Source organism: Nitrincola salilacus (genome assembly GCF_046271865.1).
GTDB lineage: Bacteria > Pseudomonadota > Gammaproteobacteria > Pseudomonadales > Balneatricaceae > Nitrincola > Nitrincola salilacus.
Map to the genome: position 1 here is coordinate 2300330 of NZ_CP176580.1, position 24143 is coordinate 2324472.

A 24143-nucleotide genomic window follows, 5' to 3' on the forward strand; every position below is an offset into this window, starting at 1 on the left:
GTGGTGATCTGCTAACAGCCTGAACGGCTTTGAGTGAAAGAGGATTTCTGACTGTGTATACGTTACTGATATTTGACTGGGATGGCACCATCATTAACTCGGAAGAGCGCATCATATCCTGCATGCGCTCAGCCAGTCAGGATCTGGAGCTGCCTCTACCTCATCCTGAAGCCGTACGAAATATCATTGGCCTCGGTTTACCTGAGGCAATCAGAGCGTTGATCCCTGGAATCGCCGATGAGATGATTCCACGAATGCGTGAGCGTTACGCTTTTCACTATATAGAGGGTGATCAGACGCCAACGCCACTGTTTCCTGGCGTTGAGGATACCCTGGCGCGCCTTCGGGATCGCGGTTTCAGGATGGCGGTGGCTACTGGTAAGAACCGACCGGGTCTTGATCGCGTATTTGAGCAGACAGGTTTAGGTCAGTATTTTGAACTGTCGCGCTGTGCAGATGAAACAACATCCAAGCCGGACCCTCACATGCTGCATGAGATACTGTCTGAAACGCAGGTGCCGGCTCATCAGGCTTTGATGATTGGAGACACAGAGTATGATCTTGAAATGGGGCAGCGTGCTGGTGTGCCTACTGCGGCAGTGAGTTACGGAGCTCATCCCATCCATCGCCTGCGCCCGTGGTGTCCAGTGGTTGAGCTGGATCATTTTACGGAGCTGGAACTCTGGCTGGCCAACCATACTCAGATGCTGGATAAAGTGGATTAGTGTTTTAAGGAGATATACGTGTCACAGAACCACTGGGACGACCCGGAAAAGCAAGAAATGGATGAGTCTACGCAACGGGAGGGCTCTCCAGCTGCCATGGATCGGCAGCATGCTGCGACACCTCATAAAAACAGCAAAGAGTGGAAGCTGATTGAGAAAATGGTCGGCGCGCTGCATGTTGAGCATCGTCGTGCTCGCCGCTGGGGTATTTTTTTCAAGCTACTGACTTTTATCTACCTGTTTGCTTTGCTGGGTATTTATCTGGTGGGGCGCTTTTTGAGTCCTGAAACGGTTGAGCGCGGTAACCATGTCGCGGTGATTGAGGTTTCCGGGGTCATAGCAGACAGTGCCGATGCTAATGCTGATGTCGTGATCACCTCACTACGCAGAGCTTTCTCTGCCAAAAACAGCGAAGCGGTGATACTGCGCATCAACAGCCCGGGTGGCAGTCCGGTGCAGGCGGGCTATATCAATGACGAGATCAAGCGTCTGCGTGCCCTGCATCCAGAGAAAAAGGCCTATGCCGTCATAACTGATATTGGTGCATCCGGTGCTTACTATATTGCTGTGGCTGCTGATGAAATTTATGCCGATAAAGCCAGTCTGGTTGGATCAATCGGTGTGACGGCATCCAGTTTTGGGTTTGTTGAGTTAATGGATAAAGTGGGTGTCGAGCGGCGTACCATGACGGCTGGTGAGAATAAGGGGTTTCTTGATCCCTTCCAGCCGCTGAAAGAGGAGGATAAACTTTTCTGGCAGACGGTTCTCGATACCACTCATCGGCAGTTTGTGCAGCAGGTTGTTGAAGGGCGTGGTGACCGGTTGAAAGATGATCCATCCTTATTTACCGGTCTTGTATGGTCTGGCGAGCAGGCGCTGGAACTGGGGTTGATCGATGGGCTTGGTAGTACCAGCTCGGTTGCTCGCGATATTGTTCAAAACAGTAAGTTGGTGAACTATACCTTCAGACCGTCTCCTTTGGATCGATTGACCGACCGTCTGAGCATGTCGATTGCCAGTCAGTTGGCGGCTCAGTTATCAGCGCGAATGATTCCTGAACTTCAGTAGGCTCGCCATACAGCATAACTGCTACACAGCATAACTACAGCACCTCAACCCCTTCGGCTTCCAGCATCCGCACCAGGCGGATAAGTGGCAGGCCGATCAGGGTGTTGGGGTCTTCTCCATTAAGCTTTTCGAACAGTACGATTCCTAAACCTTCCGATTTGAAGCTCCCGGCGCAATTGAATGGCTGCTCTCGCTTGAGATACTGTTCAATCATGCTGCGTGTCAAAGTGCGAAAGTGCACTTCAAAGGGTACGACCTCCGTCTGGCATCGTCCTGTGGCCGTGTTATAAAGCGCAAGACTGGTCAGAAAGGTCAGGTGGCGTCCTGAAAATGATTCAAGCTGCGCAACCGCGCGATCAAATGTACCGGGTTTTCCGATAACTTCGCCATCCAGTACGGCAACCTGATCAGAGCCGATAATTAATGCATCGGGAAAGAAGCTGGCAACAGCTATCGCTTTTTCACGTGCAAGTCTTTCAACCAGCGCTTCGGCTTGTTCGTCCGGTTGTGGCGTTTCATCTATATCCGGTGTTTTGCAACGATAGGGCAGGCCGAGTTTATCCAGAATCTCCCGGCGAAAAGGTGAGCTTGAAGCGAGTACCAGTGTATTTTCCATGATTTTTTCAACTTTTATCCATTTATAGACATAATTATAATGTTAACTCTATTTTTATTGCTTTAAACCCCCGAATCCCTTTGACAGAGGGGCTCTGACTCCCTAGAATTGCGCGCTTATGTCGAACGGTCCATTACCAAAAAAAGTTGATCCGCGAAAACTCGCAGAGCGGAACGCCGAAATCAGTGGCAGTGCCAAGGTTGCTGAGTTTACTCGTTTTGCTTCATTTCTGTGCAGTGATAGCGGAAGTATCGATGTGGCGCTGGCTTTTTCCATCGATCAGCAACACTTGCGTACAGTCACCGGTACAGCCTCCGGGCATGTCTTTATGACGTGTCAGCGCTGTCTGGAGCCTGTGGCTGTCGACGTTAAGGCCGAAGCCAATCTCGCAGTGGTGCTCAATGAGGAGCAGGCCAAGAATTTGCCGGGTCATTATGATCCGCTGCTTGTTGAAGATGAAGATGTTGAATTTCTGTCGCTGATCGAGGATGAGCTGATTCTGAGCTTGCCGTCTGTGCCATACCATGATGACTGCACAATTCAGACCTCGTTCGGTGATGCTGAAACAATTCAGAATCAACAGGATAAACCCAACCCCTTCAGTGTTTTGGCCGAACTTAAAAAGACGGCCGACAAGAGTTGAACCAGGAGATACCTTACCATGGCAGTACAGCAGAACAAAAAATCCCGTTCACGACGTGATATGCGTCGTTCACATGACGCGCTGACAGGCCCGGCTCTGGCTGTTGATGCTACTACTGGTGAGACACACCGTCGTCACCACGTTAGCGCTGACGGTTTTTACCGTGGTCGTCAGGTCATCAGCAAGCAAGATGACGAGTAAGCTTGGCTGAAAGTTTTTGCATAGCTGTTGATGCAATGGGCGGGGACTTTGGTCCCCGCGTCACCATTCCCGCCATTGTCAGTGCCGCAAGGCGCTATCCAGATTTATGCTTCCGTCTCGTCGGAGACGAGCATGCTATCCGCTCCGAACTTTCCCGGTGTGGAAGTGTACCTGATGATCAGATAATCATTCATCATGCCGAAACCGTTGTGGCTATGGATGAGCGCCCCTCCTATTCGATAAGGCACCGCAAGAACTCATCGATGTACATCGCTTTGCAACTGGTGCACTCCGGTGAAGCTCATGCTTGCATCAGTGCAGGTAATACCGGCGCCTTAATGGCCCTTGGGCGTATTATTCTCAGAACCCTGCCAGGCATAGATCGTCCTGCAATTATTTCTGCCGTTCCAACTGATACGGGGCATTGCTATCTGCTTGACCTGGGTGCCAATGTTGATTGCAGTGCTGAGCATCTGTTGCAGTTTGCCATTATGGGTTCCGTGATGGTCCAGGCCGTTGAGAGCAAGCCGGAGCCGGCTGTTGCGCTGCTCAATATCGGCAAGGAGGAGATCAAGGGTAATGAACAGGTCAAGCTAGCCTCACGACTGATCGCTGCCCAGAGTACGTTGAATTACATTGGATATATTGAGGGCGATGAGGTGTTCAGCGGTCGTGCTGATGTGATTGTGTGCGATGGCTTTACCGGAAATGTAGCTCTTAAAAGTAATGAGGGTCTGGCGCGCTTACTTGCCAGTAAATTGCACCAAAGCTTCACGCGCAACCTCTATCGCAAACTGCTGGGCTTTCTTGCCCGACCGATACTCCAGGAGTTGCAGCAGCAGATTGATCCCGGACGCCGCAATGGTGCCAGTTTGCTAGGGCTACAGGGTATCGTGATCAAGAGCCATGGAGGTGCCGTGCAGCAGCATTTTGAGTGCGCTATCGATCAGGCGCTGGCAGAGATTAAAATGAACGTTCCCGCACGCATCAGCGAACAGCTTGAAAGCCATTTTGAGTCGCATAATTCTCAGCGTTGATTTACCTACTTATCCTGCTTTGCCCCCGATATTCGCCATAAGTCTTATTCAGGCGTTCTAATCAGTTCTCAATGTTGTAAACTATGCGACGAGCAGACTCGGTCGGATTCTTAACTGACACCGGGTATCCGTTTTTCAGAACAACATGAGGACGCTATGTCGCAATCGCTGGCTTTTGTTTTTCCGGGGCAGGGATCACAGCATGTAGGTATGCTGTCTGAGCTTTCCAGTTCTTACAGTATTATCAAAGAAACCTTTCAGGAAGCATCTGATACGTTGGGTTTCGATCTATGGGAGATGGTGCAGAAGGGGCCTGAAGATGCTCTGAACAGCACTGAAAATACCCAGCCTGCATTGTTAGCTGCCAGTGTGGCCTTATGGCGCCTGTGGCATCAGGAGGGCGGGCAGGCTCCTGCCACGCTGGCCGGACACAGTCTTGGTGAATATTCTGCTCTGGTTTGTGCTGATGCGATCAGCTTCGCAGACGGCATTCGCCTTGTTAATCTGCGTGGTCAGTTCATGCAGCAGGCCGTGCCTCCGGGAACCGGTGCGATGGCCGCAATACTCGGTCTGGATGATGCTGCTGTTGAGGTGGCTTGCGCTGCTGCTGCCGGTGATGATGTAGTCGCTCCTGTGAACTATAACTGCCCGGGCCAGATCGTGATTGCAGGTGAGCGTGCTGCTGTTGATCGTGCCATGGCTGCTTGCAAGGAAGCCGGTGCCAAACGCGCTATTCCACTGGCGGTCAGTGTTCCATCTCACTGTCAGCTGATGAAACCTGCCGCTGAGCAACTCGCAGGTGTTATCGCTGAGATTGATATCCGCTTGCCATCCATCAGTGTCATCCAGAATGTTAACGCGGCACGCCCGGCAACCACAGAAGAGTTGACCCAAAACCTCCTGTCACAGCTTTACAGCCCTGTGCTCTGGACGCGCAGTATCGAATATATGGTTGCAGAAGGTGTCTCCCAAGTGATTGAATGTGGTCCTGGGAAAGTGTTATCCGGTTTGAACAAGAAAATCGACAAAGCACTCGAGGTCACATCCATCGGTGACGCAGCAGGTTTCGAAAAAGCATTGAACCTATAATCCAGACATTATAATCCAGACAGATTCAGGAAAGATTATGAGTATTGAAGGCAAAATTGCACTGGTCACAGGTGCGACTCGAGGGATAGGAAAGGCGATTGCCGAAGAGTTGGCGCGCCAGGGTGCGGTGGTGATCGGGACGGCTACCAGTGAAAAAGGTGCTCAGGCGATCTCAGAGTATCTGGCTGCCGGTGGTTATAGTGGCTGTGGGTTGGTGCTGGATGTTGCCGGTAGTGAGTCAGTTGATGAGGTGCTGAAAACTATCCAGAGCGAATATGGTCCGGTCGCGATTCTGGTCAATAATGCTGGTATCACCCGCGATAATATCATGTTACGCATGAAAGACGACGAGTGGGATTCTGTCCTGAACACCAACCTGACATCCGGTTTTCGTCTTGCTAAAGGCTGTCTTCGTGGCATGACCAAGGCACGTTGGGGTAGAATAATCAGCATCAGTTCGGTGGTTGCCTCCATGGGTAATGCCGGGCAGGCAAACTATGCGGCCGCCAAATCCGGAATGGAAGGTTTTTCCCGGGCATTGGCTCGCGAAGTGGCTTCGCGTAATATAACAGTCAACTGCGTTGCACCGGGTTTTATCGATACTGATATGACCTCTGGGCTGGCAGATGAGCATAAGGCTACCCTGCAGGGACAGATTCCGATGAATCGTCTGGGGCAGCCGGAAGAGATAGCAGCGGTTGTTGGATTTCTTGCCAGCAACGGTGGAAGCTATGTGACAGGGGAAACAATCCATGTCAATGGTGGCATGTATATGTCATGAATCAGTATAATAGCGAACAAATATTTGTTTTTTTCGCTGATATGTTGATAATTGGCGTCAGCAATTCATAAAGAAAGCCGCCACCCTTGTTAGGGCGTAACCGGTTCTAATAAAATTGCGTCTCGCAACTCGGGATGTCATAGTGTCTATAAGTATATAGGAAGAGATATGAGCAATATTGAAGAGCGCGTAAAGAAAATCATCGCTGAGCAGCTGGGCGTTAAAGAAGAAGAAGTCGTCAACAGCGCCTCTTTCGTTGAGGATCTGGGTGCGGACTCTCTCGATACCGTTGAGTTGGTAATGGCGCTGGAAGAGGAATTCGAAACTGAGATTCCTGATGAAGAAGCTGAAAAAATCACCACTGTTCAGCTGGCGATCGATTACATCAACGCTCATCAGTAAGATACCAGTCACGTTTTGCCGAAAAGCCGCACCTATACCTGTATAGTGCGGCTTTTCTATTCATGGCTTGAGGTTCTGGAGGAATGGCATGTCACGCAAAAGAGTGGTGGTGACTGGACTGGGTCTGCTGACGCCTGTCGGCAACACTGTAGAGGATGCGTGGGCGAGTATACTCGCTGGTAAAAGCGGTGTTGCAGGAATCGATCATTTCGATGCCACACTGTTTTCCACTCGTTTTTGTGCATCAGTCAAGGCGTTCGATATTGAACGTTATATGAGCGTTAAAGAAGCACGTAAAATCGATCTTTTCATTCAATACGGTATGGCAGCAGCCGTTCAGGCGATTGAAGATGCGGGTCTTGAAGTCACAGAAGAGAACGCCACACGGATCGGTTGTGCAATAGGTTCGGGTATCGGTGGGCTACCCATGATTGAAAAAACGCATGACACGTTGAATCAGTCTGGCCCTCGCAAAGTATCACCTTTCTTTGTTCCCGGCAGCATTATCAATATGATTGCGGGCAATCTGGCCATCCGTTATGGATTCCAGGGTCCTAATATTGCCATCACAACAGCCTGCACAACAGGGACTCATAATATTGGTCAGGCGATGCGCATGATTCAGTATGGTGATGCCGATATCATGATTGCAGGTGGTGCAGAAATGGCAACAACACCACTGGGTGTTGCCGGTTTTGCTGCTGCAAGAGCACTTTCCACTCGCAATGATGACCCGGTTGCGGCAAGCCGTCCCTGGGATCGTGATCGTGATGGATTTGTTCTCGGTGACGGAGCCGGTATTCTGGTGCTTGAGTCCTATGAGTCTGCAAAAGAACGTGGTGCCAGGATCTATTGTGAACTCACAGGCTTTGGCATGAGCGATGATGCATTCCACATGACGGCACCGCCGGAGGATGGCTCTGGCGCGGCCAGGTCAATGCACAATGCACTGAAGGATTCCGGTTTAAATCCTGAGCAGATTCACTATATCAATGCTCATGGCACCTCAACACCAGCAGGTGATATTGCTGAATCCAATGCGGTGAAACTGGTTCTGGGGCAGTATGCTACTCAGACAAGAATCAGCTCCACCAAATCGATGATCGGACATCTGTTGGGAGCAGCCGGGGCTGTGGAAGCCGCTTTCTGCGTTCTTGCGCTGCGTGATCAGGTCGCACCACCGACAATCAATCTTGATAATCCGTCTGAGGGGTGTGATCTCAACTATGTGCCGCATACCGCGCAAAGTTGTCGTATTGATGCGACCATGTCGAACTCTTTCGGCTTTGGTGGCACTAATGGTACGCTGGTATTCAGTAAAATCTGAGTCGATCTCCGGGGCCTTGCAGGCCCCTATTTTTTGAAAGCTGAGCATATGGCCGATCTGACTACCTGGCTCAACGGTGTTCCAAACGAAAGCATCACTATCTCCGATCGAGGTCTGAGTTATGGTCATGGTGTTTTTGAAACAATCCTGCTGAAGGAGGGGGGGCTGACACTATGGCCTTTGCACTTGCAGCGTTTGATGCTTGGTTGTGTCAGACTGGGTATCCCGACTGAAGGGCTGGAGTCGGCACTGGAATCTGACCTGCTGTCTCTTCCGTCCGATCACTCCGGCATCGTCAAACTCATTATTACCTGTGGTCCGGGCGGAAGAGGTTACGCAACACCGGATAATCCTCAGGTGTCACGGATCATCCAACTTTCCCCGTTACCAGATTACGCAGAGCATCCCGCCCAGAATGGAATTGCGGTATGTCACTGCAGCACTCGTCTTGCCATTCAGCCACTGCTTGCAGGTATCAAACACCTGAATCGGCTTGAGCAGGTGCTGGCACGTGCCGAGTGGCAGGGAAGTATCTATCGAGAAGGGATTGTTTGCAGCATGGAAGGTGAACTGATAGAAGCGACAATGAGTAATCTGTTTTTTGTACGTAATGGCGAACTCTGCACACCCGATCTGAGTCGCTGCGGTGTGGCAGGCGTGATGCGTGCCAGAATTCTGCAGATAGCGCAGCAGAACAGAATGACTGTCAACGTGGGTCGATATTGGCCACGTGTGCTTGATGATGCCGAAGAGGTTTTCATCTGCAACAGCCTGATCGGCATCTGGCCGGTCACATCAGTGGAAGGACGCGAATATCCCCTTGGCACTGTCACCAGGCGCCTGCAAAACGAATTGGAAAAGAGCGCTTTTTGATGTTGAAGAAACTATTTTATGTATTTTTGATTAGTCTGCTGCCGGTTATCGGTGTGATCGCGTATGGCTGGCATGTCATGGAGCAACAGATGCAGGCCACCTTGCCATTGGCCCAAGAGCGCACAGTGCAGGTCAGAAGTGGTACTAGCTTCAATCAGTTGACCCGCTTGCTGCAACAGGAAGGGCTTGTCGGAAACGTTGATCTGGTTCGCCTTTATGCTCGACTCAATCCGCAGATTACGGCTATCAAAGCGGGTGAGTACCGCTTGCAACCAGATGAATCTCTATTGCAGTTACTGGATCGTATGAATCGTGGTGATGTTGTTCGCCATTACTTTACTCTGATCGAAGGGCACACATTTGATGATATGCGATTGGCACTGAGCCTCGATGATCGCATTACTCAAACCCTGGACGATATCAATGATGATGCCTTGATGGAGATGCTGGGGAGTCCTGATCTTGCGCCCGAAGGGATGTTTCTGGCGGAAACCTATCAGTTTCAGCGTGATGACACAGATGTTGACATGCTGCGACGAGCACACCGGGATCTCCAGACATTTCTTGAGCAACAGTGGGAGTCCAGAGACGAATCCCTGCCATATGAGTCACCCTATGAGGCTTTGATTATGGCTTCAATCATTGAAAAAGAGACAGGTGTTCCAGAAGAGCGAGCAAAAATAGCCGGTGTCTTTGTACGCAGGTTAGAGGTTGGCATGCGCCTACAGACCGATCCGACGGTGATTTATGGCATGGGTGATTCCTATGAGGGGCGTATTCGACGTGCTGACCTGCAGCAACCGACACCCTATAACACTTATACGATAAGCGGATTGCCGCCAACTCCCATATCCCTGGTCGGCCGTGAAGCGATAGTCGCAGCTCTCAACCCTGAACGGGGTGACTGGCTCTATTTTGTTGCCAAGGGTGATGGTTCGCATCAATTTTCACGTACGTTGCAGGAGCATAATGCAGCCGTGCGTCAGTATCAGCTTAACAGACGCAGCGATTATCGCTCTTCACCAGGAGGTTGAATCATGCGTGGGCGCTTTATCACGATTGAAGGTGTTGAGGGGGTTGGCAAAAGCTCCAATCTCGCTTTTATCCGTGACTGGCTTGAAACCGCTGGAATGGAAGTAGTGGTGACACGCGAGCCAGGTGGTACACCGTTGGCTGAACAGATACGCGATCTGCTTCTGTCGCCGAGAGAGGAGCAAGTAGACGAAACGAGTGAGCTTCTGTTGGTGTTTGCAGCCAGAGCTCAGCATCTGAATACCCGTATTCTGCCTGCCATTGAACGCGGCGCCTGGGTGTTATCTGATCGCTTTACGGATGCCACCTATGCCTATCAGGGTGGTGGCAGGGGGTTGAGTAAAGCGCTTATTGGGCAGCTGGAAGAGATAGTGCAGAAAACGATCCGCCCGGATCTGACATTTCTACTGGATCTGCCGGTTGAAATCGGTCTGGCCAGGGCTCGAAGCCGGAGTGAGCCGGATCGCTTTGAGGCTGAACAGTCGGCTTTTTTTGAGCGCGTTCGCAATGCTTATCTTGAGCGTGCTGCGTTACAGCCTGAGCGTTTTGCGATTATTGATGCCTCACCGTCGCTGCCAGAGGTGCAGAAGCAGATAGCCGCAGTGCTGAATAGTCTGGAGTGGCGATGATCCATCAGGCAGAAGTTCTCCCCTGGGCTCGGACTCAATGGCAACAGGTCATGAAACAACACCATAGCGGCAGATTGCCTCATGCGTTGTTGCTTGCTGGCGTGGCGGGTACAGGTAAGTCTGCTTTTGCTGAAACCCTGTCCAATTTTCTGTTATGCCATCAACCTGGTGAGTCCAGCCCCTGTGGGCACTGTAAGAGTTGCCAGTTGCTGGCAGGTGGTAATCATCCTGATTTGATACACCTGAGCCCTGAAGAGCCCGGCAAGCCGATTAAAGTTGACCAGATCAGGGACCTGGGCAACACGCTGCACAGTACTGCGCAGCAGGGCGGATATCGTGTTGTGATCATGAATCCGGCCGAGGCGATGAATATAGCAGCGGCCAATGCTTTGCTGAAATCATTGGAAGAACCGGGCAATGATACGCTTTTGCTGCTCGTTTCTGATCGGCCGGGGCAATTGATGCCAACCATTCGTAGCCGGTGTCAGCGTATTGATATACCACTGCCCGATGCAGAAACTGCTTGTGAGTGGCTTGCGGGGCGCCTGAATGGCGATCAGACACGTGCCCGGCAGTTGCTTGGTATTACGCGGGGCTCCCCGTTCAAGGCGCTCAGTCTGGCGGGAGGCGACCTCATGCCTGTTCGCGCCGAGTTGTTGAAAGGACTCAGTGATATCCTGAAAAATCGAATTTCGCCGCTTGTACTGGCAGAGAAAATGCTAAAGCAGGACACTCTGTTGATTCTGGACTGGCTGCAAAGTGTTTTAGCAGATATAGTCAGAGTACAAAGCGCTCAAGAGATTGCGTTAGTAAACAGTGATATGAGTAAAATGCTGTTTGCAGTTGCTAAAAATACAACAGCCGTTAAAATTTTCTCAATGCTGGATCATATCCAAGCGGAAAGGTTTGGGATGTTTCAGCGGCATAACCTCAATCGTCAGCTGTTGCTGGAGCGATTATTTTTTGACTGGGCCGATCTGGTCCGTTAGTCGAGGGAGTAAGGCGTCGGATGTCGATAGTACCCAGAATCAGCCACGGTATACTGTCGCTGACTATCGAGAACAAGGAGGATTTATATAAATCCTTCATGCCTTTTGTCAGCTATGGCGGCCTGTTTATTCCTACGACTCGCTCTTACCAGCTTGGTGAAGAGGTCTTCATGCTGCTGACTCTGATGGAGGAGCCCGATAAGATCCCTGTTACCGGTAAAGTGATCTGGGTAACCCCCAAGGCCGCTCAGGGGGGAGGGCGCGTACCAGGCATCGGGATACAGTTGACCTCGGATGACGCTGCGCTGGTCCGAAAAATTGAAAACTACCTTGCAGGGGCGCTGAACAGTTCGCGGCGAACCTACACCATCTGAAGAAGCTTATGTTTATTGACTCCCATTGCCACCTCGACAGGCTTGATCTGTCACGCCATAACCACTCGTTTGCCGAAGTTGTTCGCCAGGCGCAGGAGCAGCAGGTAAATCAGATGCTCTGTGTCTCGATTGATCTTGAGCAGTTTGAGGTGATGTGCAAGACGATCAAGGATTACGACAATATCTTTGCCTCAGCGGGTGTTCACCCGATGCATGTCGACGAGCAACCGTTTAATGAGGTTCGCCTGCGTGAAGCGGCAAGTCGCCAGAGAGTAGTGGCGATAGGGGAAACAGGGCTGGATTACTATTACAGCAAAGAGCATGCAGATGCGCAGCATGAGAGCTTTGCCGGACACCTGCGTGTTGCAGGTGAACTGGGTATGCCTGTTATTGTGCATACCCGCGATGCGCGCGAGGATACACTCAATCTGATTAAGCAGCATGGCAATCTTGATACCGCTGGTGTATTGCATTGCTTTACGGAGTCGCTGGAGATGGCCCAGGCAGCCGTCGAGATGAACTATATGGTGTCTTTCTCAGGCATTATTACCTTCCGTAATGCTCAGGAGTTACGTGATGTCGTGAAGGCATTGCCGCTGGATCGCATACTGATCGAAACAGACTCACCCTATCTGGCTCCTGTACCTTATCGAGGCAAGCAGAATCAACCGGCTTATGTGACCGAAGTGGCGCGTTGCGTGGCTGAAATTCGAGGTATTTCAATAGAGGAGGTTGCACAGGCAACGCGTGACAATTTCTTCCGGCTTTTTTCAAAAGCGACCCCCATCAATTAATTTACCCCGTATAGAACAAAATACGCTATATCTCCTTCATCTATTGGGCATTCTGGTCTAAGCTGGGTTAACGAACCAGCTTATTAGACTAAGGTATTAGCATGAGACGTCCTATACGCATTGCAGTAACTGGCGCAGCCGGCGCTATCAGTAATAGTCTGTTATTCAAAATTGCCAGTGGTGAGATGATGGGGACAGATCAGCCTGTCATCATGCAGCTGATAGAGGTTCCCGGTCGTATGGAGGCCTTGCGTGGAATAGCGATGGAGCTTGAGGATTGTGCTTTTCCTCTGCTGCATACCATTACTCTGCATGACAATGTTGAGGAGGGTTTTGAAAACATCCACTATGCGCTGTTGATTGGTGCATATCCACGGGGCCCGGGTATGGAGAGAAGGGATCTGCTGGAGATGAATGCCGAGATCTTTGCGCGTCAGGGCAAGGCTCTGAATGATTTCGCTAACCGCGATGTCAAAATTCTGGTTGTCGGCAATCCTGCCAATACTAATGCACTGATCGCCAGTCGCAACGCACCCAAGTTAAGTCCTTCACAGTTCACTGCGCTGACTAGGCTTGATCATAACCGCGCCAAGGGCATACTAGCCAACCACACGGGCGCCAACCCCAGGAATATCAGTCGTATTGTGATCTGGGGCAATCACTCAACCACTCAGTATCCCGACCTGCACCATGCCACAATACTGGATGAGCCCGCCATGCAGCAGGTCTCTGAAGAATGGTACCGCAGTGTCTATATTCCCAAGGTGCAACAGCGTGGTGGCGAAATCATTGCCGCGCGCGGGCAGTCAAGCGCTGCCTCGGCAGCTCAGGCGATTGTCGATCATATGCATGACTGGGTACTCGGAACCCCGCCGGGCGAGATTGTCAGTATGGGGATTTTCAGTGATGGCAGTTATGGAATCCAGAAGGGGATAGTTTATTCTTTCCCGGTCAGGTGTGATTATGGCCGCTATCAGATCGTCAAGGGCCTTGATATCAATGAGTGGAGCCGGCAGCAGATGCGCCTGACAGAACAGGAGTTGCTGGATGAAAAGGATGCAGTGAATCATCTGCTGCCTTCAGAAACAGCTGCTTCTCATGAGGATCTGTTGATCTGTCTGCGCTCGGGCGTCACTCTATACGCAGATGGTACCGGCCCACAGGCCTCATCCAAATATCTGACGACCAATCGCGTTCTGTAGTTACTGTAGTTACTGTAGTTCCGTAGTTACTGTAGTTCTGTAGTCATGCAAACGAAAAAGGCCGGTTTGACACCGGCCTTTTTCTTAAGTGACTTTCTTAAGCGACTTTCTTATAGCAATACAGCTTAGTGAGCAAAGTCATCATCCGGGACAGACGGAGTGATGCTGAGCAACATTTTGGTCAGATCGAGCAGAATGATCAGAATGTTATTGTGATAGCAAACACCCTGAACAAAACGCTTGGTTGACTCATCACTGTTCAGGCTGGGTGCGCGATCAACACGGTTCTGAGGCAGGTTGATCACCTCATCGACGCTGTCGACAACCAGTCCAATCACCTCTTTGTCGTTCAGCTCTACAACGATAATGCGTGTATCATCGTTGTAGTCGACTTCAGGTAGTTTGAACAAGCGGCGTGTATCAATCACGGTTACGACATTACCACGTACATTGATAATGCCCAGTACCGAGGCATCAGCACCGGGAACCGGTGTGATTTCGACAAATCGAAGAACTTCTTTGACCTGCATGACATCTATGCCAAACAGCTCCTGTTTGACACGAAAGGTCGCCCACTGATGGTAGACAATCTCTTCTTTTTCGCTGCGTCGGCCAGCATCAGACTCTTTCTGGGATTTGCCTTTTGCTTTGTTCTGGTTGGTACCCTGGAGCACTTTAAGCTGTTCTGCTGCTGCTTCTAGACCCATAGCTTAATGTCCTTTCTTGATACTGTTCTGTTTTAATTCCAGCCCAGCAGGGCCAGTAATTTTAAATTCGATTATCCAGAGTATCCCACAGCCACTATCAGTTTGAAAAGACAGAGTTTGATTTTGTTACTCTGTTTTAAATCTCACGATTGAGCTTGGTTCTGTTTTTTGCCTCAAGCTGAAGTAGCAGGCCACTGTGATCCACATCTTCAAGCCCTTTGCTGGCCAGTTCGAGATATTCGTTATACGCCTGCTCGGTCAAGGGGAGCGTCAGATCTTCCTCGCGTGCCGTATCCAGTATAGTACGCAGGTCTTTAAGCTGCACTCTGGAGGTGGCACCAGGCTTGAAGTGCCTGTCGAGCATTCGTTGTCCGTGCAGATCCAGAATCCGGCTGCTGGCAAAGCCACCCATCAAGGCCTCACGTACCGCCGCTGGGTTAGCGCCACCTCGTGCGGCAAGCAACAGGGCTTCGGCAACAGCGCCGATGGTGATGCCCACAATCGCCTGATTAGCGCACTTTGCCAGTTGCCCGGATCCAGCAGGACCGATATAGGTAGTTTGGCTGCCTAGCGCGCTGAAAATCGCTTGAGCTCGCCCGAAGTCCTCTTCGGAGCCACCTGCCATAATGGATAAGCTCGCCGCTTCGGCACCTGCTGTTCCACCTGAAACAGGTGCGTCGAGATAGGCCAGTCCCCTGATAGCGCATTGCCGGGCATGTTGTTTGGCCAGGGAAGGAGGAATGGAGCTCATATCAATCAGGAGGGTGCCTGCTTCAAGGCTGTCCAGCAGCCGGCTTTGATAAACAAGGCTATCTACTATCTGCCCAGTTTCCAACATCGTAATGACGGCCTGAGCACCTGCAACTGCCTCATAAGGATGTTCAAAGACCTGTCCACCATCGGCAATGAGATTTTCAGCCTTGTGCTGTGTACGATTCCATAGATGAACTTTAAACCCGGCCTTCAGCAGGTTTCTGGCCATTGGTGCCCCCATCAGGCCGATTCCCAGAAATGCAATTGTCGGTTTGGTCATGGTGGTGCTCCTTAAAGCGATTATCAGAGACAGTTATCAGGTCTTGGCAGGCCCGCAATACGTGCAGCCCGCTTGGCAGGGCTTCCAGGGAATAGTTGCATGAGGTAGATGCTCTTTCCTTTCTCGGGGCCAAGTGCCTTGCTGACAGCCTTGCACAAGGGGCGCATGGCCGGGGAGTGTTCATACTCCTGATAAAACTGCCTCAGCACATCCAGAACTTCAATATGCTCCTGGGTCAGTGTGATGGACTCCAGTGTCGCAAGCGCCTGTGCTGTGTCGAGTGTCCAGGCAGTTGCATCAACCAGATAGCCATCGCTGTCCAGCTCATGCAAAACTCCGTGAACCTCAATGGTTGCCATGCTCAAAACCAGCTCACGACTCTGTCGTGCTCAGTACAAAGTGCGACAAAACCTTCATCATCGACCAGGTCGAGGTTGGTCTGGCCCTGCAGGCCACGGGCATGCATATCAGCCTGCAGAAGGTGAATCTGCTTAACATCTTTTAACGTGCCGACATGGCCGGGCAAAATCCAGTAAACACCATCTTCTATCAGCAGCAGTGTATCACCATCAGTCATGGCTGAGAGGCAATCGGTCAGGCAGCTGGCATGCGATGGGCCGCGGTTGAGTGTGTGTAATGTAGGCATCAGACGGTAATCACTATGTCATGCTCTGCTATCAGGGCTGGGAGCCGATCGGCATCTACCAGTTTAATGGGGATGCTGAGTTGATCAGGTGACAGCCCATGCGCATCAAGAGCAGATTGAGGAACCAGAATTTGATCGATATCGTACATCGCCAGTGATGCCTGCAGGGCATTCAGATTCTTTTGAGCTATCTCGGCAGGCTGTTGCTCACGAATCAGCTGCAGTACAGCATCGCCCATCAGCAGTAGTGTCACAGACTGTTCAAAAACCGAGCAGGTGAGTGCGATATCCAGCATCTCTCTGGCGGCAGACGTGCCGTAGGGGGCTGAGCGGCTGATCAGTAAAAAGCGCTTGTTAATGCTCATATCAACCTCCGAAGGTGATGACGCGGTCTGAGAGCAGGCTTGCTTCGACCAACTGCCCGAGACCTGAGAGCTCAAAGGCTGAATGAAGGTTGTCGCCGCGCCGTTCGTAACGCTTTGCCTCGGTGGCATCCAGTACGCCCCGGCGGATCGCAGCAGCTATGCAGACAACGATATCCAGTTCATGATCCTCTGCCAGTGCCTGCCATTGCTCAGGCAGGTTCACCTCATCACGTGGAGATGACACCAGCGCACTGCCGTTGTGTACCCCGTCGCGGTAGAAAAAAATACGATGGAGAGTATGTCCCTGACGTAGCAGGGCTTTGGCGAAGCGCAGGGCTGTTTCAGGTGCCTGATGCTGATAGGGTGACGCCTGAATGATAAGGGTGAAGATCATCAACTGAATCCCGTTAAAGCAAAAACCCCGCCATTCTTGCGAAGAGGCGGGGTTTTGTAAATAGCCAGATCCTGATCAGTCGCTGCTGAAAACACCGACCAGGTGCAACAGGTGGACGAACAGGTTGTAGATGCTCAGGTACAAGCTGGCAGTTGCCATGATGTAGTTGGTGTAATGCCCGTTGACAATGTTGCTGGTGTCATACAGAACAAAACCAGCCATCAGCAGAACTACAGCGGCAGAGAATGCGAGATGCAGGCCAGCAATCTGAACGCCGAACATCGGCAACACAAACAGTGCTACCATGGCGATCAGCAGCACGATGGCGCCAGCAGCCAGGAAGCCACCCATAAAGCTGAAATCCTTCTTGGAGGTCAGCACATAGGCGGACAGGCCAAGAAAGGTAAAAGCAGTCATGCCCAGTGCGGTCATGACGATCTGACCACCATTGCTCATTGCCAGGTAGTGGTTAAGCAGTGGTCCGAGACCAAAGCCCAGCATGCCGGTGAAAGCAAAAATCAGTGGCAGTGCAGCTGCACTGTTCTGCTTCTTGTGCAGAATGAACAGCATCACGAAACTACCAATGATACTTCCCAGGTACACAAAGAACGATGGGTTGAGTGCCATCGAGATGCCAGCAGTTATAGCACTGAACACCATTGTCATGCCGAGCAGCGTATAGGTGTTGCGAATCAGCTTGTTGGTTTGCAGTACCGCCAGATCCGAGCGGTGTGCTGTATGTTGTACGTTTTCCATGGTGCCCCTCATTCTTGTATATCGCAGAAGTTACTATCATCGTTATCTGGATAACGATTTCAAGTTATTTGAACCATTTGACAACGAAAAGTTTCTCCGTAGAATCTCTTTTTGTTGTGGAGGGATGGCTGAGCGGTTGAAAGCACCGGTCTTGAAAACCGACGAGTCGAGAGGCTCCCAGGGTTCGAATCCCTGTCCCTCCGCCACTTTCCATCCTCACCTTCCATCCTGTATCTGTAATCTGGCCAGTCTTGTGACCCAACTCACCGAACAGTATACGCTTGAAATCCTACATCTGGATGAATATCTGATTTTTGTTCATAAACAGGCGGGTCTGCTGGTTCATCCGAGCTGGATAACACCACCGGGGGAAGTTACTCTGGTCGGGCTGTTGAAAGAACAGTTTCCTGATGAAACGATCCATACCGTTCATCGTCTGGATAAAGCAACATCGGGCGTTATGGTATTTGCACGTAACAAGGAAGTTGCCCAGGCTCTGCAGCAGAAGTTCCGAGACAGGCAGGTCAGTAAAACCTACCTATGTGTCGTACGGGGCTGGACAGAAGCGGAGGGTACCATCGATTACGCGCTCAAGCCGGTATACGATAAGTTCGCAGATCCGCTGGCCAATCCGGATAAAGCCCCCAAGGATGCAGTGACGCATTTCCGTCAATTGGGCTGTGTCGAGTTGCCTATTCCGGTGGGTAAATATCCGGTTGCACGTTATTCGGTGGTTGAAGTGAAACCCGAGACAGGGCGAAAGCATCAGATCCGGCGCCACATGAAGCATATATTTCACCCACTTGTCGGAGATACCAACCACGGAGAAGGGCGGCACAATAGGTTGTTCCGCGAAACTTTCGGTTGTTATCGACTGCTTCTGATGGCTATCCGACTTGAGTTAACGCACCCCGTTACTGAGCGTCCGCTGTCAATCACCGCACATCCGGGTGAGCAGATCAATCAACTCTTTGCACAACTTGGCTGGTCTGGGCTGATCGAGAAAGAATATGGCGAATCGATGCAATAAACACGGCTAACAATTGCGTATTGCAGCCTACATGGTAGCATGTGCCGCTATATCCCATTAAATCGTTTCCGAAGCCAGATGACAGACAATCAATCACTCTTGACCCGCCTGAAAAACCTTGATCGCCGCCCCCGAATTGCACTGATTGGTGCCATGGATCAAGAGATTGATCTGTTGAAATCTTCACTTGAGAATTGCCAGGCATCGAACATTGCCGGTTATGACTTTTATCATGGCATGTTGCATGGTGCAGAAATAGGGTTGCTTAAATCCGGTATCGGCAAGGTCAACGCTGCGATCGGAACTACACTTCTTCTGAACAGCTTTAATCCTGACTGTGTGATCAACACTGGCTCAGCAGGTGGTCTTGATCCTGAGCTGGCGGTAGGCGATGTCGTCATCTCCTCTGAGGTTCGACACCATGATGTGGATGTCACCAGCTTTGGCTACGAAATGGGGCAGATGCCCGGCTTCCCTCCGGCGTTCATACCGGATACGTTACTCGTTGAAGTGGCTTCTGACAGCATTAGAAACGTTGATGGTGTGCAGACCGTCCATGGGTTGATAGCTACAGGTGACAGTTTCATGAGCTGCGAAGAGCGTGTTGCAGAGATACGCCGACACTTTCCCGACCTCAAAGCAGTTGAGATGGAAGCGGCAGCAATTGCTCAGACCTGCTATCAGTTTGGTGTTCCATTCATTATTATCCGCGCTTTGTCGGATATTGCCGGTAAGGAGTCCAACCTGTCATTCAAATCTTTCCTGGCGATTGCGGCAACGCACTCGGCCAAAATGGTATCCGATATGGTTGAAACGCTGGTTAAAAAAGCCGATACCACATCGTAATTTATTTTTTCAAGGGGTGTTCAGATGGCAAAGGTTGCATTCATCGGTCTTGGCACAATGGGTTATCCTATGGCGGGACACTTGGCCGGGAAGGGGCATTCAGTATGTGTTTATAACCGCTCTACAGATAAGGCCGTACGCTGGGTAGAAGAGTACAAAGGCACTGCAGCCAGTACGCCGGCACAAGCGGCTGAGGGTGCCGAGTTTGTTTTTACATGCGTTGGTAATGATGACGACCTGCGCCAGGTGGTGCTCGGCGCTGAAGGCGTTCTGAACGCCATGCAGCCCGGGACACTATTGATTGATCACACCACGGCCTCTGCTGAGGTTGCACGTGAGCTCTATGCGCTGGCAGCAGAGAAAGGCGTTGGTTTTCTCGATGCCCCGGTTTCAGGTGGTCAGGCAGGAGCCAGTAATGGCGTGTTGAGTGTCATGATCGGTGGTGATCAGGACCAGTTTGAAAGGGCCGAACCTGTCATGCAGGCTTATGCACTTTCTCAAAAGCTGATTGGTGATGCCGGCGCCGGTCAACTGGCGAAAATGGTGAATCAGATCTGTATTGCAGGACTGCTTCAGGGCTTGTCTGAAGCCACCCACTTCATCAAACAGGCCGGTCTTGATGGTGAGAAGGTCTTTGATGTGATTCAGCATGGAGCTGCAGGATCATGGCAGATGGTGAACCGTAACCGCACTATGCTGAAGGGTGAGTTCGACTTCGGATTTGCCGTTGACTGGATGCGCAAAGATCTTGGCATTGCTCTGAATGAAGCCAGATCCAATGGTGCTCAGTTGCCTGTTACGGCGCTGGTAGATCAGTTTTATGCTGATATTCAGACCCAGGGTGGTGGGCGCTGGGATACATCGAGCTTGGTTAAGCGTTTGTCAAAAGACTAATTCATAATCAGTTTTGGACGTCTCTTGGTTTTTTAATAGCGGAAAACTCTATATAATGCGCGCCAAAAACAGGCATGCATAAGCCTGAGTACCGATTTTACTTTAAAAATCAAGAAAGAGAGACGTTCTATGACTCCCATCGACAAATACAGCATGATTTCCTTCGCGCCCAGTATCCTGGTGATTCTGGGTGTTGTTGCCATTACTGTTGGCGGCATCATCTTCCTGAAAAAGCAGATTGCAAAGGATGCTGAAGCAGCTGGCGAATAAGCTTGTCTGAATGTAAAAAAACCACCTTCGGGTGGTTTTTTTACATCTGTAATCTGGATGTCTCTTATCTGAAAGGGGCTAGGCAGTACGTTCGGATAGCGCCAACCTGATCTTCTCTGCCAGCGTCTGCTTTTTATAAGGTTTATTCAGCAACTGAAACCCGGGTTTTAGGCTGCCATCATGCAGCAGTGCTGCATCGGTATAACCGGATGTGAAAAGTATCGGCAAATCCGGATAGAGTTTCTGCGCCTCAACAGCTAGCTGTCTGCCGTCCAGTCCGCCTGGCATTACTATATCGGTGAATAAAAGATCAAAGGTGTTGCCCTGCATCAGAATAGATAAGGCTTCCACGCCATTGGAGGCACTGACGACCTGATACCCCATGATTTTAAGCAGATTGGTCGCATGTGATCTGACCAGATCATCATCTTCTACCAGCAGTATTTTCTCACCACCGGAGGTGCTGTTCTGAGCAGCATCAATAGCAGGCAAGGCAGGCTCTACATGCTGGCCTCTTGGCAGATAGAGTTTGATGCAACTCCCTATACCAGGTTCAGAGTAGAGTTGTGCATGTCCACTGGATTGTCGGGTAAAGCCATATACCATGCTTAATCCCAGCCCGCTGCCCTTGCCGGGATCCTTGGTGGTAAAGAAAGGCTCAAAAGCACGCTTTGCAATATCCGGTGGCATGCCGGTGCCTGTGTCTGAAACTGTCAACTGAATATATTCACCCGGAGCAACCTCTTCACTCCAGGCCGTCACCACGTCATCCAGTTCTACATTGGAGAGCTCAATAGTTAGTCGCCCCCCCTCAGGCATTGCATCGCGAGCATTGATGCACAGGTTAAGAACAGCACTTTCCAGTTGTGAGGGATCGATAAGGGCAACCCATAGATCGGGGTCAGACTTTATCTCGATATTGATATTCTCGCCCAGTGTGCGACGAATAAGGCTTTCCATACCCTCGATCAATGTATGAATATCCGTTATTTCAGGAGCCAAAGACTGTTGGCGGGCGAATGCGAGCAAGCGATGCGTCAGTTCCGCGGCTTTTTCAGCGGCCAGCTTGGTCATTTTGGCCAGTGAATGAAGGTCATCATCACTGGATAACCTCTCAGAGAGAAGCTCGGCATTTCCCAGGATGACCGTCAGTAAATTATTGAAATCATGAGCCACGCCGCCAGTCAGTTGTCCGATGGCCTTGAGTCGCTCAGACTGTGTCAGTTTGATAGCCATATGGCGGTTATCAAGCATTCTACTGACATGCGAGCTGACTGCCTCAAGCATTTTCTTCTCTTCGCTGAGAAAGGAGGCTTCCTGATCCCGGGTATGGACCAGTTTGGTGTAGCCAAGCTCAATAAATCCAGCTTTTTTATTGTCACTGAAAACTGCTGACTTGAGTGATGCGACTGGTGGTGACCAATGCTTGCAGTGATAAAGCACACCATCGAGCTCGATGCGGGCAACCGCAGCATCTCCATGCTTCAAACTCGGTGGAAGAATATCAATCAGATCAGAGCAGATATCTGAGACTGATCGCCTTTGATCAGCGGTAAGGTTGAGTACCTGGTAGAGGCATTTCAACTCTTTCAACCGCTCTTGCAGCCGTTCCTGGCTTTGCTGCAGTGAATTGTTGCTGCGAATTCGCTCTATGGCGATTGCAACAAGGTGCGTGAAGCGCTCAATCAGTTGCAAATCATCATGAGTGGGTGTTCTGGGTTCTTTGTAATAAAGAGCAAAGCTTGCCAGTACCCGGTTTTTTGTATCCTTGACTGGTGTCGACCAGCAGGCCCTCAGTCCGTATTGAAGTGCAATCTGGCGGTATTTAGTCCAGAGAGGATCGGTATTTATATCGTTGACAATGACCTGCTCACCACGGGAGAGGGCGGCACCGCACGAGCCTTCATTTGGGCCAATCTCAAGGCCATCAATCGCGTCGTTGTACTCCTCTGGCAAGTGAGGAGCTATGCCGTGTCTAAGGTGCTGGCCTGTCTCATCCAGAAATACAATAGAAGCGATTGCCGGATGAGCAAGTGTCTCAATAGCCTGTATGATGCTTTCGAGTACGGTTGTAAGACTGGCACCCGTAGTGATTTGCTCAAGAATCTTTGATTCGAAATCATAGACTTGCACTGCCTGCGAGTCGGCGTGTGATTGAATCATGATATACCCCAGTCATCCGGTACGATAAAGCCCCGTGATGTGTCCCCATTGCCAGTCAGAACTGCAGCCATAACAGGGTGTTGCAGTGATTCAATCTGTATATCAGATAACGATTGCTGATGATAGGTGCCAAGGACATCAATCGGCATCAGCCAATCGGGTTTACTGATCAGTTGTATGTTATTTACTTTGTAATGCTCTTTCATGCTTGTGAGCTCTGAATGCCTGACCCACCAGCCTCGGTCATGAGAAGGGTTTACTAATAAGGGTATAGCAGGCACTGACTCTTGTTGCCAATGATAGAAGAGGGCGCCTTTGACCCAGGCGGCCTGTGTGAAATCGTCAATGCCCAGTGAGGCCAAGGTACTCAACCCTGCAGGTGAGTACGCAATCGGTAACTGATGGTGGATCATGTGGCGCCATTTGGCGCCGAGTTTATCAGCGCGGCCTGGGCCTATAAAGTGATCCAGATGACTGCCGTCGCCATCCAGAAGGTAGAATTTAACGGCAACCTCAAGGTGGACCCATCTATCGGGCAGTTGAATCATAAAGTCCAGTTCACCCAGTGTAATATTATCCTTTTTTATTTGTATATTTCTTTTAATATCAATTATTTGACAATTTAATCTGAAGTAAAGACTGGTTAGGTCCTCGAACTGTTTACCCAGGCGTCCTTTACCGAACTCACGCCTATCCACCAGCAGTCTGCCTGGGTCCTCAGCCAGCTTCAGCAGCACTTCATTGAGCTCAAGTGTAAAGGCAGCCGGCAACCTGAGCGACTCAGGAGGCAGGATCAGGTCCGGCGCATGGGTCAGCCATTGCAGTTGAGCGGTGGCAAGTTCAATATCGGTCATATCAAGGTTCACTTCAGAGGCAAAACAGCCTAAAGTATGCCGCATCAACGCAAAGCCTGACAGGGGTATGATCATGGCGCTGAAAGGCCAGCAGAAGAAAGTGGATGAGAAAACAGCCAGTGAGTCGAATCGCCATCCCATGATGTCGGACTCCGACATTAATACGATTCTTGTCAATGGTGCGCAGATTGCTCTTAGTAAGCTCAAGCGTGCCAGATCTTTTGATGCTCGTATTTATTACTATGCAGAGATCGGGGTGTATTTCGAGGTGGGTTTGTCACGTGGTGCGGGAATAACTGATGATACCAGGGATCAGTTGCGTTCTATTCACCAGGAGGCAACGCACCTTCATATGGATGCAAACAAAATCCTGAATGCAGTCAAAAGCTGATTTTCGGCCATC

31 protein-coding genes and 1 tRNA gene are annotated in these 24143 nt (G+C 50.7%); 22 read left to right on the forward strand and 10 right to left on the reverse strand.

Annotation, left to right across the window (positions count from 1 at the left end; translation table 11 throughout):
- Window positions 1-53: 53 nt before the first annotated feature.
- Together ACK3CJ_RS10955 and sppA are read left to right on the forward strand one after the other, a co-directional pair.
- The gene (locus ACK3CJ_RS10955) at window positions 54-725 is read left to right on the forward strand and encodes an HAD family hydrolase (protein ID WP_409526436.1); all 672 of its coding nucleotides are present in this window, start codon (window positions 54-56) and stop codon (window positions 723-725) included.
- Between the two features lie 18 nt (window positions 726-743).
- On the forward strand, window positions 744-1793 hold the full coding sequence (sppA, locus tag ACK3CJ_RS10960) for a signal peptide peptidase SppA (RefSeq protein ID WP_409526437.1): 1050 nt from the start codon (window positions 744-746) through the stop codon (window positions 1791-1793).
- 34 nt (window positions 1794-1827) lie between these two features.
- Here sppA and ACK3CJ_RS10965 read toward each other — a convergent pair whose 3' ends face one another.
- Window positions 1828-2409, reverse strand: a complete 582-nt coding sequence (locus tag ACK3CJ_RS10965; protein WP_409526438.1) for a Maf family protein — start codon at window positions 2407-2409, stop codon at window positions 1828-1830.
- A gap of 118 nt (window positions 2410-2527) precedes the next feature.
- Here ACK3CJ_RS10965 and ACK3CJ_RS10970 point away from each other — a divergent pair, with 118 nt between their 5' ends.
- The 14 genes from ACK3CJ_RS10970 (at window position 2528) to ACK3CJ_RS11035 (ending at window position 13782) form a co-directional block, all read left to right on the forward strand.
- Window positions 2528-3052 (forward strand): YceD family protein, encoded by a 525-nt coding sequence (locus ACK3CJ_RS10970; RefSeq protein WP_409526439.1) that lies wholly within the window; start codon window positions 2528-2530, stop codon window positions 3050-3052.
- An 18-nt stretch (window positions 3053-3070) separates the two neighbouring features.
- Window positions 3071-3253 carry a 50S ribosomal protein L32 gene (gene rpmF / locus ACK3CJ_RS10975; protein WP_151705342.1) on the forward strand — a complete coding sequence of 61 codons (183 nt, stop codon included), beginning with the start codon at window positions 3071-3073 and terminating at the stop codon, window positions 3251-3253.
- 2 nt (window positions 3254-3255) lie between these two features.
- On the forward strand, window positions 3256-4290 hold the full coding sequence (gene plsX / locus ACK3CJ_RS10980) for a phosphate acyltransferase PlsX (RefSeq protein WP_409526440.1): 1035 nt from the start codon (window positions 3256-3258) through the stop codon (window positions 4288-4290).
- Between the two features lie 156 nt (window positions 4291-4446).
- Window positions 4447-5379, forward strand: a complete 933-nt coding sequence (gene fabD / locus ACK3CJ_RS10985; protein ID WP_409526441.1) for an ACP S-malonyltransferase — start codon at window positions 4447-4449, stop codon at window positions 5377-5379.
- A 37-nt stretch (window positions 5380-5416) separates the two neighbouring features.
- A complete protein-coding gene (gene fabG / locus ACK3CJ_RS10990; RefSeq protein ID WP_409526442.1) occupies window positions 5417-6160 on the forward strand; it encodes a 3-oxoacyl-ACP reductase FabG in 744 nt (247 codons plus the stop codon).
- Between the two features lie 168 nt (window positions 6161-6328).
- The gene (gene acpP, locus ACK3CJ_RS10995) at window positions 6329-6562 is read left to right on the forward strand and encodes an acyl carrier protein (RefSeq protein ID WP_010323864.1); all 234 of its coding nucleotides are present in this window, start codon (window positions 6329-6331) and stop codon (window positions 6560-6562) included.
- 88 nt (window positions 6563-6650) lie between these two features.
- A complete protein-coding gene (fabF, locus tag ACK3CJ_RS11000; RefSeq protein WP_409526443.1) occupies window positions 6651-7889 on the forward strand; it encodes a beta-ketoacyl-ACP synthase II in 1239 nt (412 codons plus the stop codon).
- Between the two features lie 48 nt (window positions 7890-7937).
- Window positions 7938-8762: an aminodeoxychorismate lyase gene (gene pabC / locus ACK3CJ_RS11005; protein WP_409526444.1), complete on the forward strand. Its 825-nt coding sequence runs from the start codon at window positions 7938-7940 to the stop codon at window positions 8760-8762.
- Entirely contained in the window at window positions 8762-9796 is a 1035-nt protein-coding gene (gene mltG / locus ACK3CJ_RS11010) for an endolytic transglycosylase MltG (RefSeq protein ID WP_409526445.1), read from the forward strand. The genes pabC and mltG overlap by 1 nt, the downstream gene beginning before the upstream one ends.
- Before the next feature lie 3 nt (window positions 9797-9799).
- Window positions 9800-10423, forward strand: coding sequence for a dTMP kinase (gene tmk, locus ACK3CJ_RS11015; protein ID WP_409526446.1), 624 nt, complete (start codon window positions 9800-9802; stop codon window positions 10421-10423).
- On the forward strand, window positions 10420-11412 hold the full coding sequence (locus ACK3CJ_RS11020) for a DNA polymerase III subunit delta' (RefSeq protein ID WP_409526447.1): 993 nt from the start codon (window positions 10420-10422) through the stop codon (window positions 11410-11412). Before tmk ends, ACK3CJ_RS11020 begins: the two co-directional genes overlap by 4 nt.
- A 20-nt stretch (window positions 11413-11432) precedes the next feature.
- The gene (locus tag ACK3CJ_RS11025) at window positions 11433-11786 is read left to right on the forward strand and encodes a PilZ domain-containing protein (RefSeq protein WP_409526448.1); all 354 of its coding nucleotides are present in this window, start codon (window positions 11433-11435) and stop codon (window positions 11784-11786) included.
- 8 nt (window positions 11787-11794) lie between these two features.
- Window positions 11795-12580, forward strand: a complete 786-nt coding sequence (locus tag ACK3CJ_RS11030) for a TatD family hydrolase (protein WP_409526449.1) — start codon at window positions 11795-11797, stop codon at window positions 12578-12580.
- A gap of 101 nt (window positions 12581-12681) precedes the next feature.
- Complete coding sequence (locus ACK3CJ_RS11035) at window positions 12682-13782, forward strand: malate dehydrogenase (protein ID WP_409526450.1); 1101 nt, start codon at window positions 12682-12684, stop codon at window positions 13780-13782.
- A gap of 125 nt (window positions 13783-13907) precedes the next feature.
- Here the strand turns inward: ACK3CJ_RS11035 and ACK3CJ_RS11040 are convergent, their stop codons facing one another.
- From ACK3CJ_RS11040 to ACK3CJ_RS11070, 7 genes are all read right to left on the reverse strand, one after another.
- Window positions 13908-14489: a chemotaxis protein CheW gene (locus ACK3CJ_RS11040; RefSeq protein ID WP_409526451.1), complete on the reverse strand. Its 582-nt coding sequence runs from the start codon at window positions 14487-14489 to the stop codon at window positions 13908-13910.
- A 136-nt stretch (window positions 14490-14625) separates the two neighbouring features.
- A complete protein-coding gene (locus ACK3CJ_RS11045) occupies window positions 14626-15522 on the reverse strand; it encodes an NAD(P)-dependent oxidoreductase (RefSeq protein ID WP_409526452.1) in 897 nt (298 codons plus the stop codon).
- 23 nt (window positions 15523-15545) lie between these two features.
- The gene (locus ACK3CJ_RS11050; RefSeq protein ID WP_409526453.1) at window positions 15546-15881 is read right to left on the reverse strand and encodes a TusE/DsrC/DsvC family sulfur relay protein; all 336 of its coding nucleotides are present in this window, start codon (window positions 15879-15881) and stop codon (window positions 15546-15548) included.
- 2 nt (window positions 15882-15883) lie between these two features.
- A complete protein-coding gene (tusB, locus tag ACK3CJ_RS11055) occupies window positions 15884-16168 on the reverse strand; it encodes a sulfurtransferase complex subunit TusB (protein ID WP_409526454.1) in 285 nt (94 codons plus the stop codon).
- Complete coding sequence (gene tusC, locus ACK3CJ_RS11060; protein WP_409526455.1) at window positions 16168-16533, reverse strand: sulfurtransferase complex subunit TusC; 366 nt, start codon at window positions 16531-16533, stop codon at window positions 16168-16170. Before tusC ends, tusB begins: the two co-directional genes overlap by 1 nt.
- A gap of 1 nt (window position 16534) precedes the next feature.
- Window positions 16535-16927, reverse strand: coding sequence for a sulfurtransferase complex subunit TusD (gene tusD, locus ACK3CJ_RS11065; protein ID WP_409526456.1), 393 nt, complete (start codon window positions 16925-16927; stop codon window positions 16535-16537).
- Window positions 16928-17002: 75 nt separating this feature from the next.
- The gene (locus ACK3CJ_RS11070; RefSeq protein ID WP_409526457.1) at window positions 17003-17683 is read right to left on the reverse strand and encodes a Bax inhibitor-1/YccA family protein; all 681 of its coding nucleotides are present in this window, start codon (window positions 17681-17683) and stop codon (window positions 17003-17005) included.
- A gap of 118 nt (window positions 17684-17801) precedes the next feature.
- On the opposite strand from ACK3CJ_RS11070, the gene ACK3CJ_RS11075 reads away from it, so the two are divergent.
- The 5 genes from ACK3CJ_RS11075 (at window position 17802) to ACK3CJ_RS11095 (ending at window position 20723) form a co-directional block, all read left to right on the forward strand.
- A tRNA-Ser gene (locus ACK3CJ_RS11075) sits at window positions 17802-17889 on the forward strand.
- Window positions 17890-17936: 47 nt separating this feature from the next.
- Window positions 17937-18713: a pseudouridine synthase gene (locus tag ACK3CJ_RS11080; RefSeq protein WP_409526458.1), complete on the forward strand. Its 777-nt coding sequence runs from the start codon at window positions 17937-17939 to the stop codon at window positions 18711-18713.
- A 78-nt stretch (window positions 18714-18791) separates the two neighbouring features.
- Window positions 18792-19559, forward strand: a complete 768-nt coding sequence (gene mtnN / locus ACK3CJ_RS11085; protein WP_409526459.1) for a 5'-methylthioadenosine/S-adenosylhomocysteine nucleosidase — start codon at window positions 18792-18794, stop codon at window positions 19557-19559.
- Between the two features lie 24 nt (window positions 19560-19583).
- A complete protein-coding gene (locus ACK3CJ_RS11090; RefSeq protein WP_409526460.1) occupies window positions 19584-20453 on the forward strand; it encodes an NAD(P)-dependent oxidoreductase in 870 nt (289 codons plus the stop codon).
- A gap of 129 nt (window positions 20454-20582) precedes the next feature.
- The gene (locus ACK3CJ_RS11095; RefSeq protein WP_409526461.1) at window positions 20583-20723 is read left to right on the forward strand and encodes a hypothetical protein; all 141 of its coding nucleotides are present in this window, start codon (window positions 20583-20585) and stop codon (window positions 20721-20723) included.
- A gap of 78 nt (window positions 20724-20801) precedes the next feature.
- Here the strand turns inward: ACK3CJ_RS11095 and ACK3CJ_RS11100 are convergent, their stop codons facing one another.
- Together ACK3CJ_RS11100 and ACK3CJ_RS11105 are read right to left on the reverse strand one after the other, a co-directional pair.
- Window positions 20802-22886, reverse strand: coding sequence for a GAF domain-containing hybrid sensor histidine kinase/response regulator (locus ACK3CJ_RS11100; RefSeq protein WP_409526462.1), 2085 nt, complete (start codon window positions 22884-22886; stop codon window positions 20802-20804).
- A complete protein-coding gene (locus ACK3CJ_RS11105) occupies window positions 22883-23740 on the reverse strand; it encodes a DUF1853 family protein (protein ID WP_409526463.1) in 858 nt (285 codons plus the stop codon). Before ACK3CJ_RS11105 ends, ACK3CJ_RS11100 begins: the two co-directional genes overlap by 4 nt.
- 73 nt (window positions 23741-23813) lie before the next feature.
- Between ACK3CJ_RS11105 and ACK3CJ_RS11110 the strand changes: the two genes are divergently transcribed.
- Window positions 23814-24131 (forward strand): excinuclease ABC subunit C, encoded by a 318-nt coding sequence (locus tag ACK3CJ_RS11110; protein WP_409526464.1) that lies wholly within the window; start codon window positions 23814-23816, stop codon window positions 24129-24131.
- The last annotated feature ends 12 nt before the right edge of the window (window positions 24132-24143 follow it).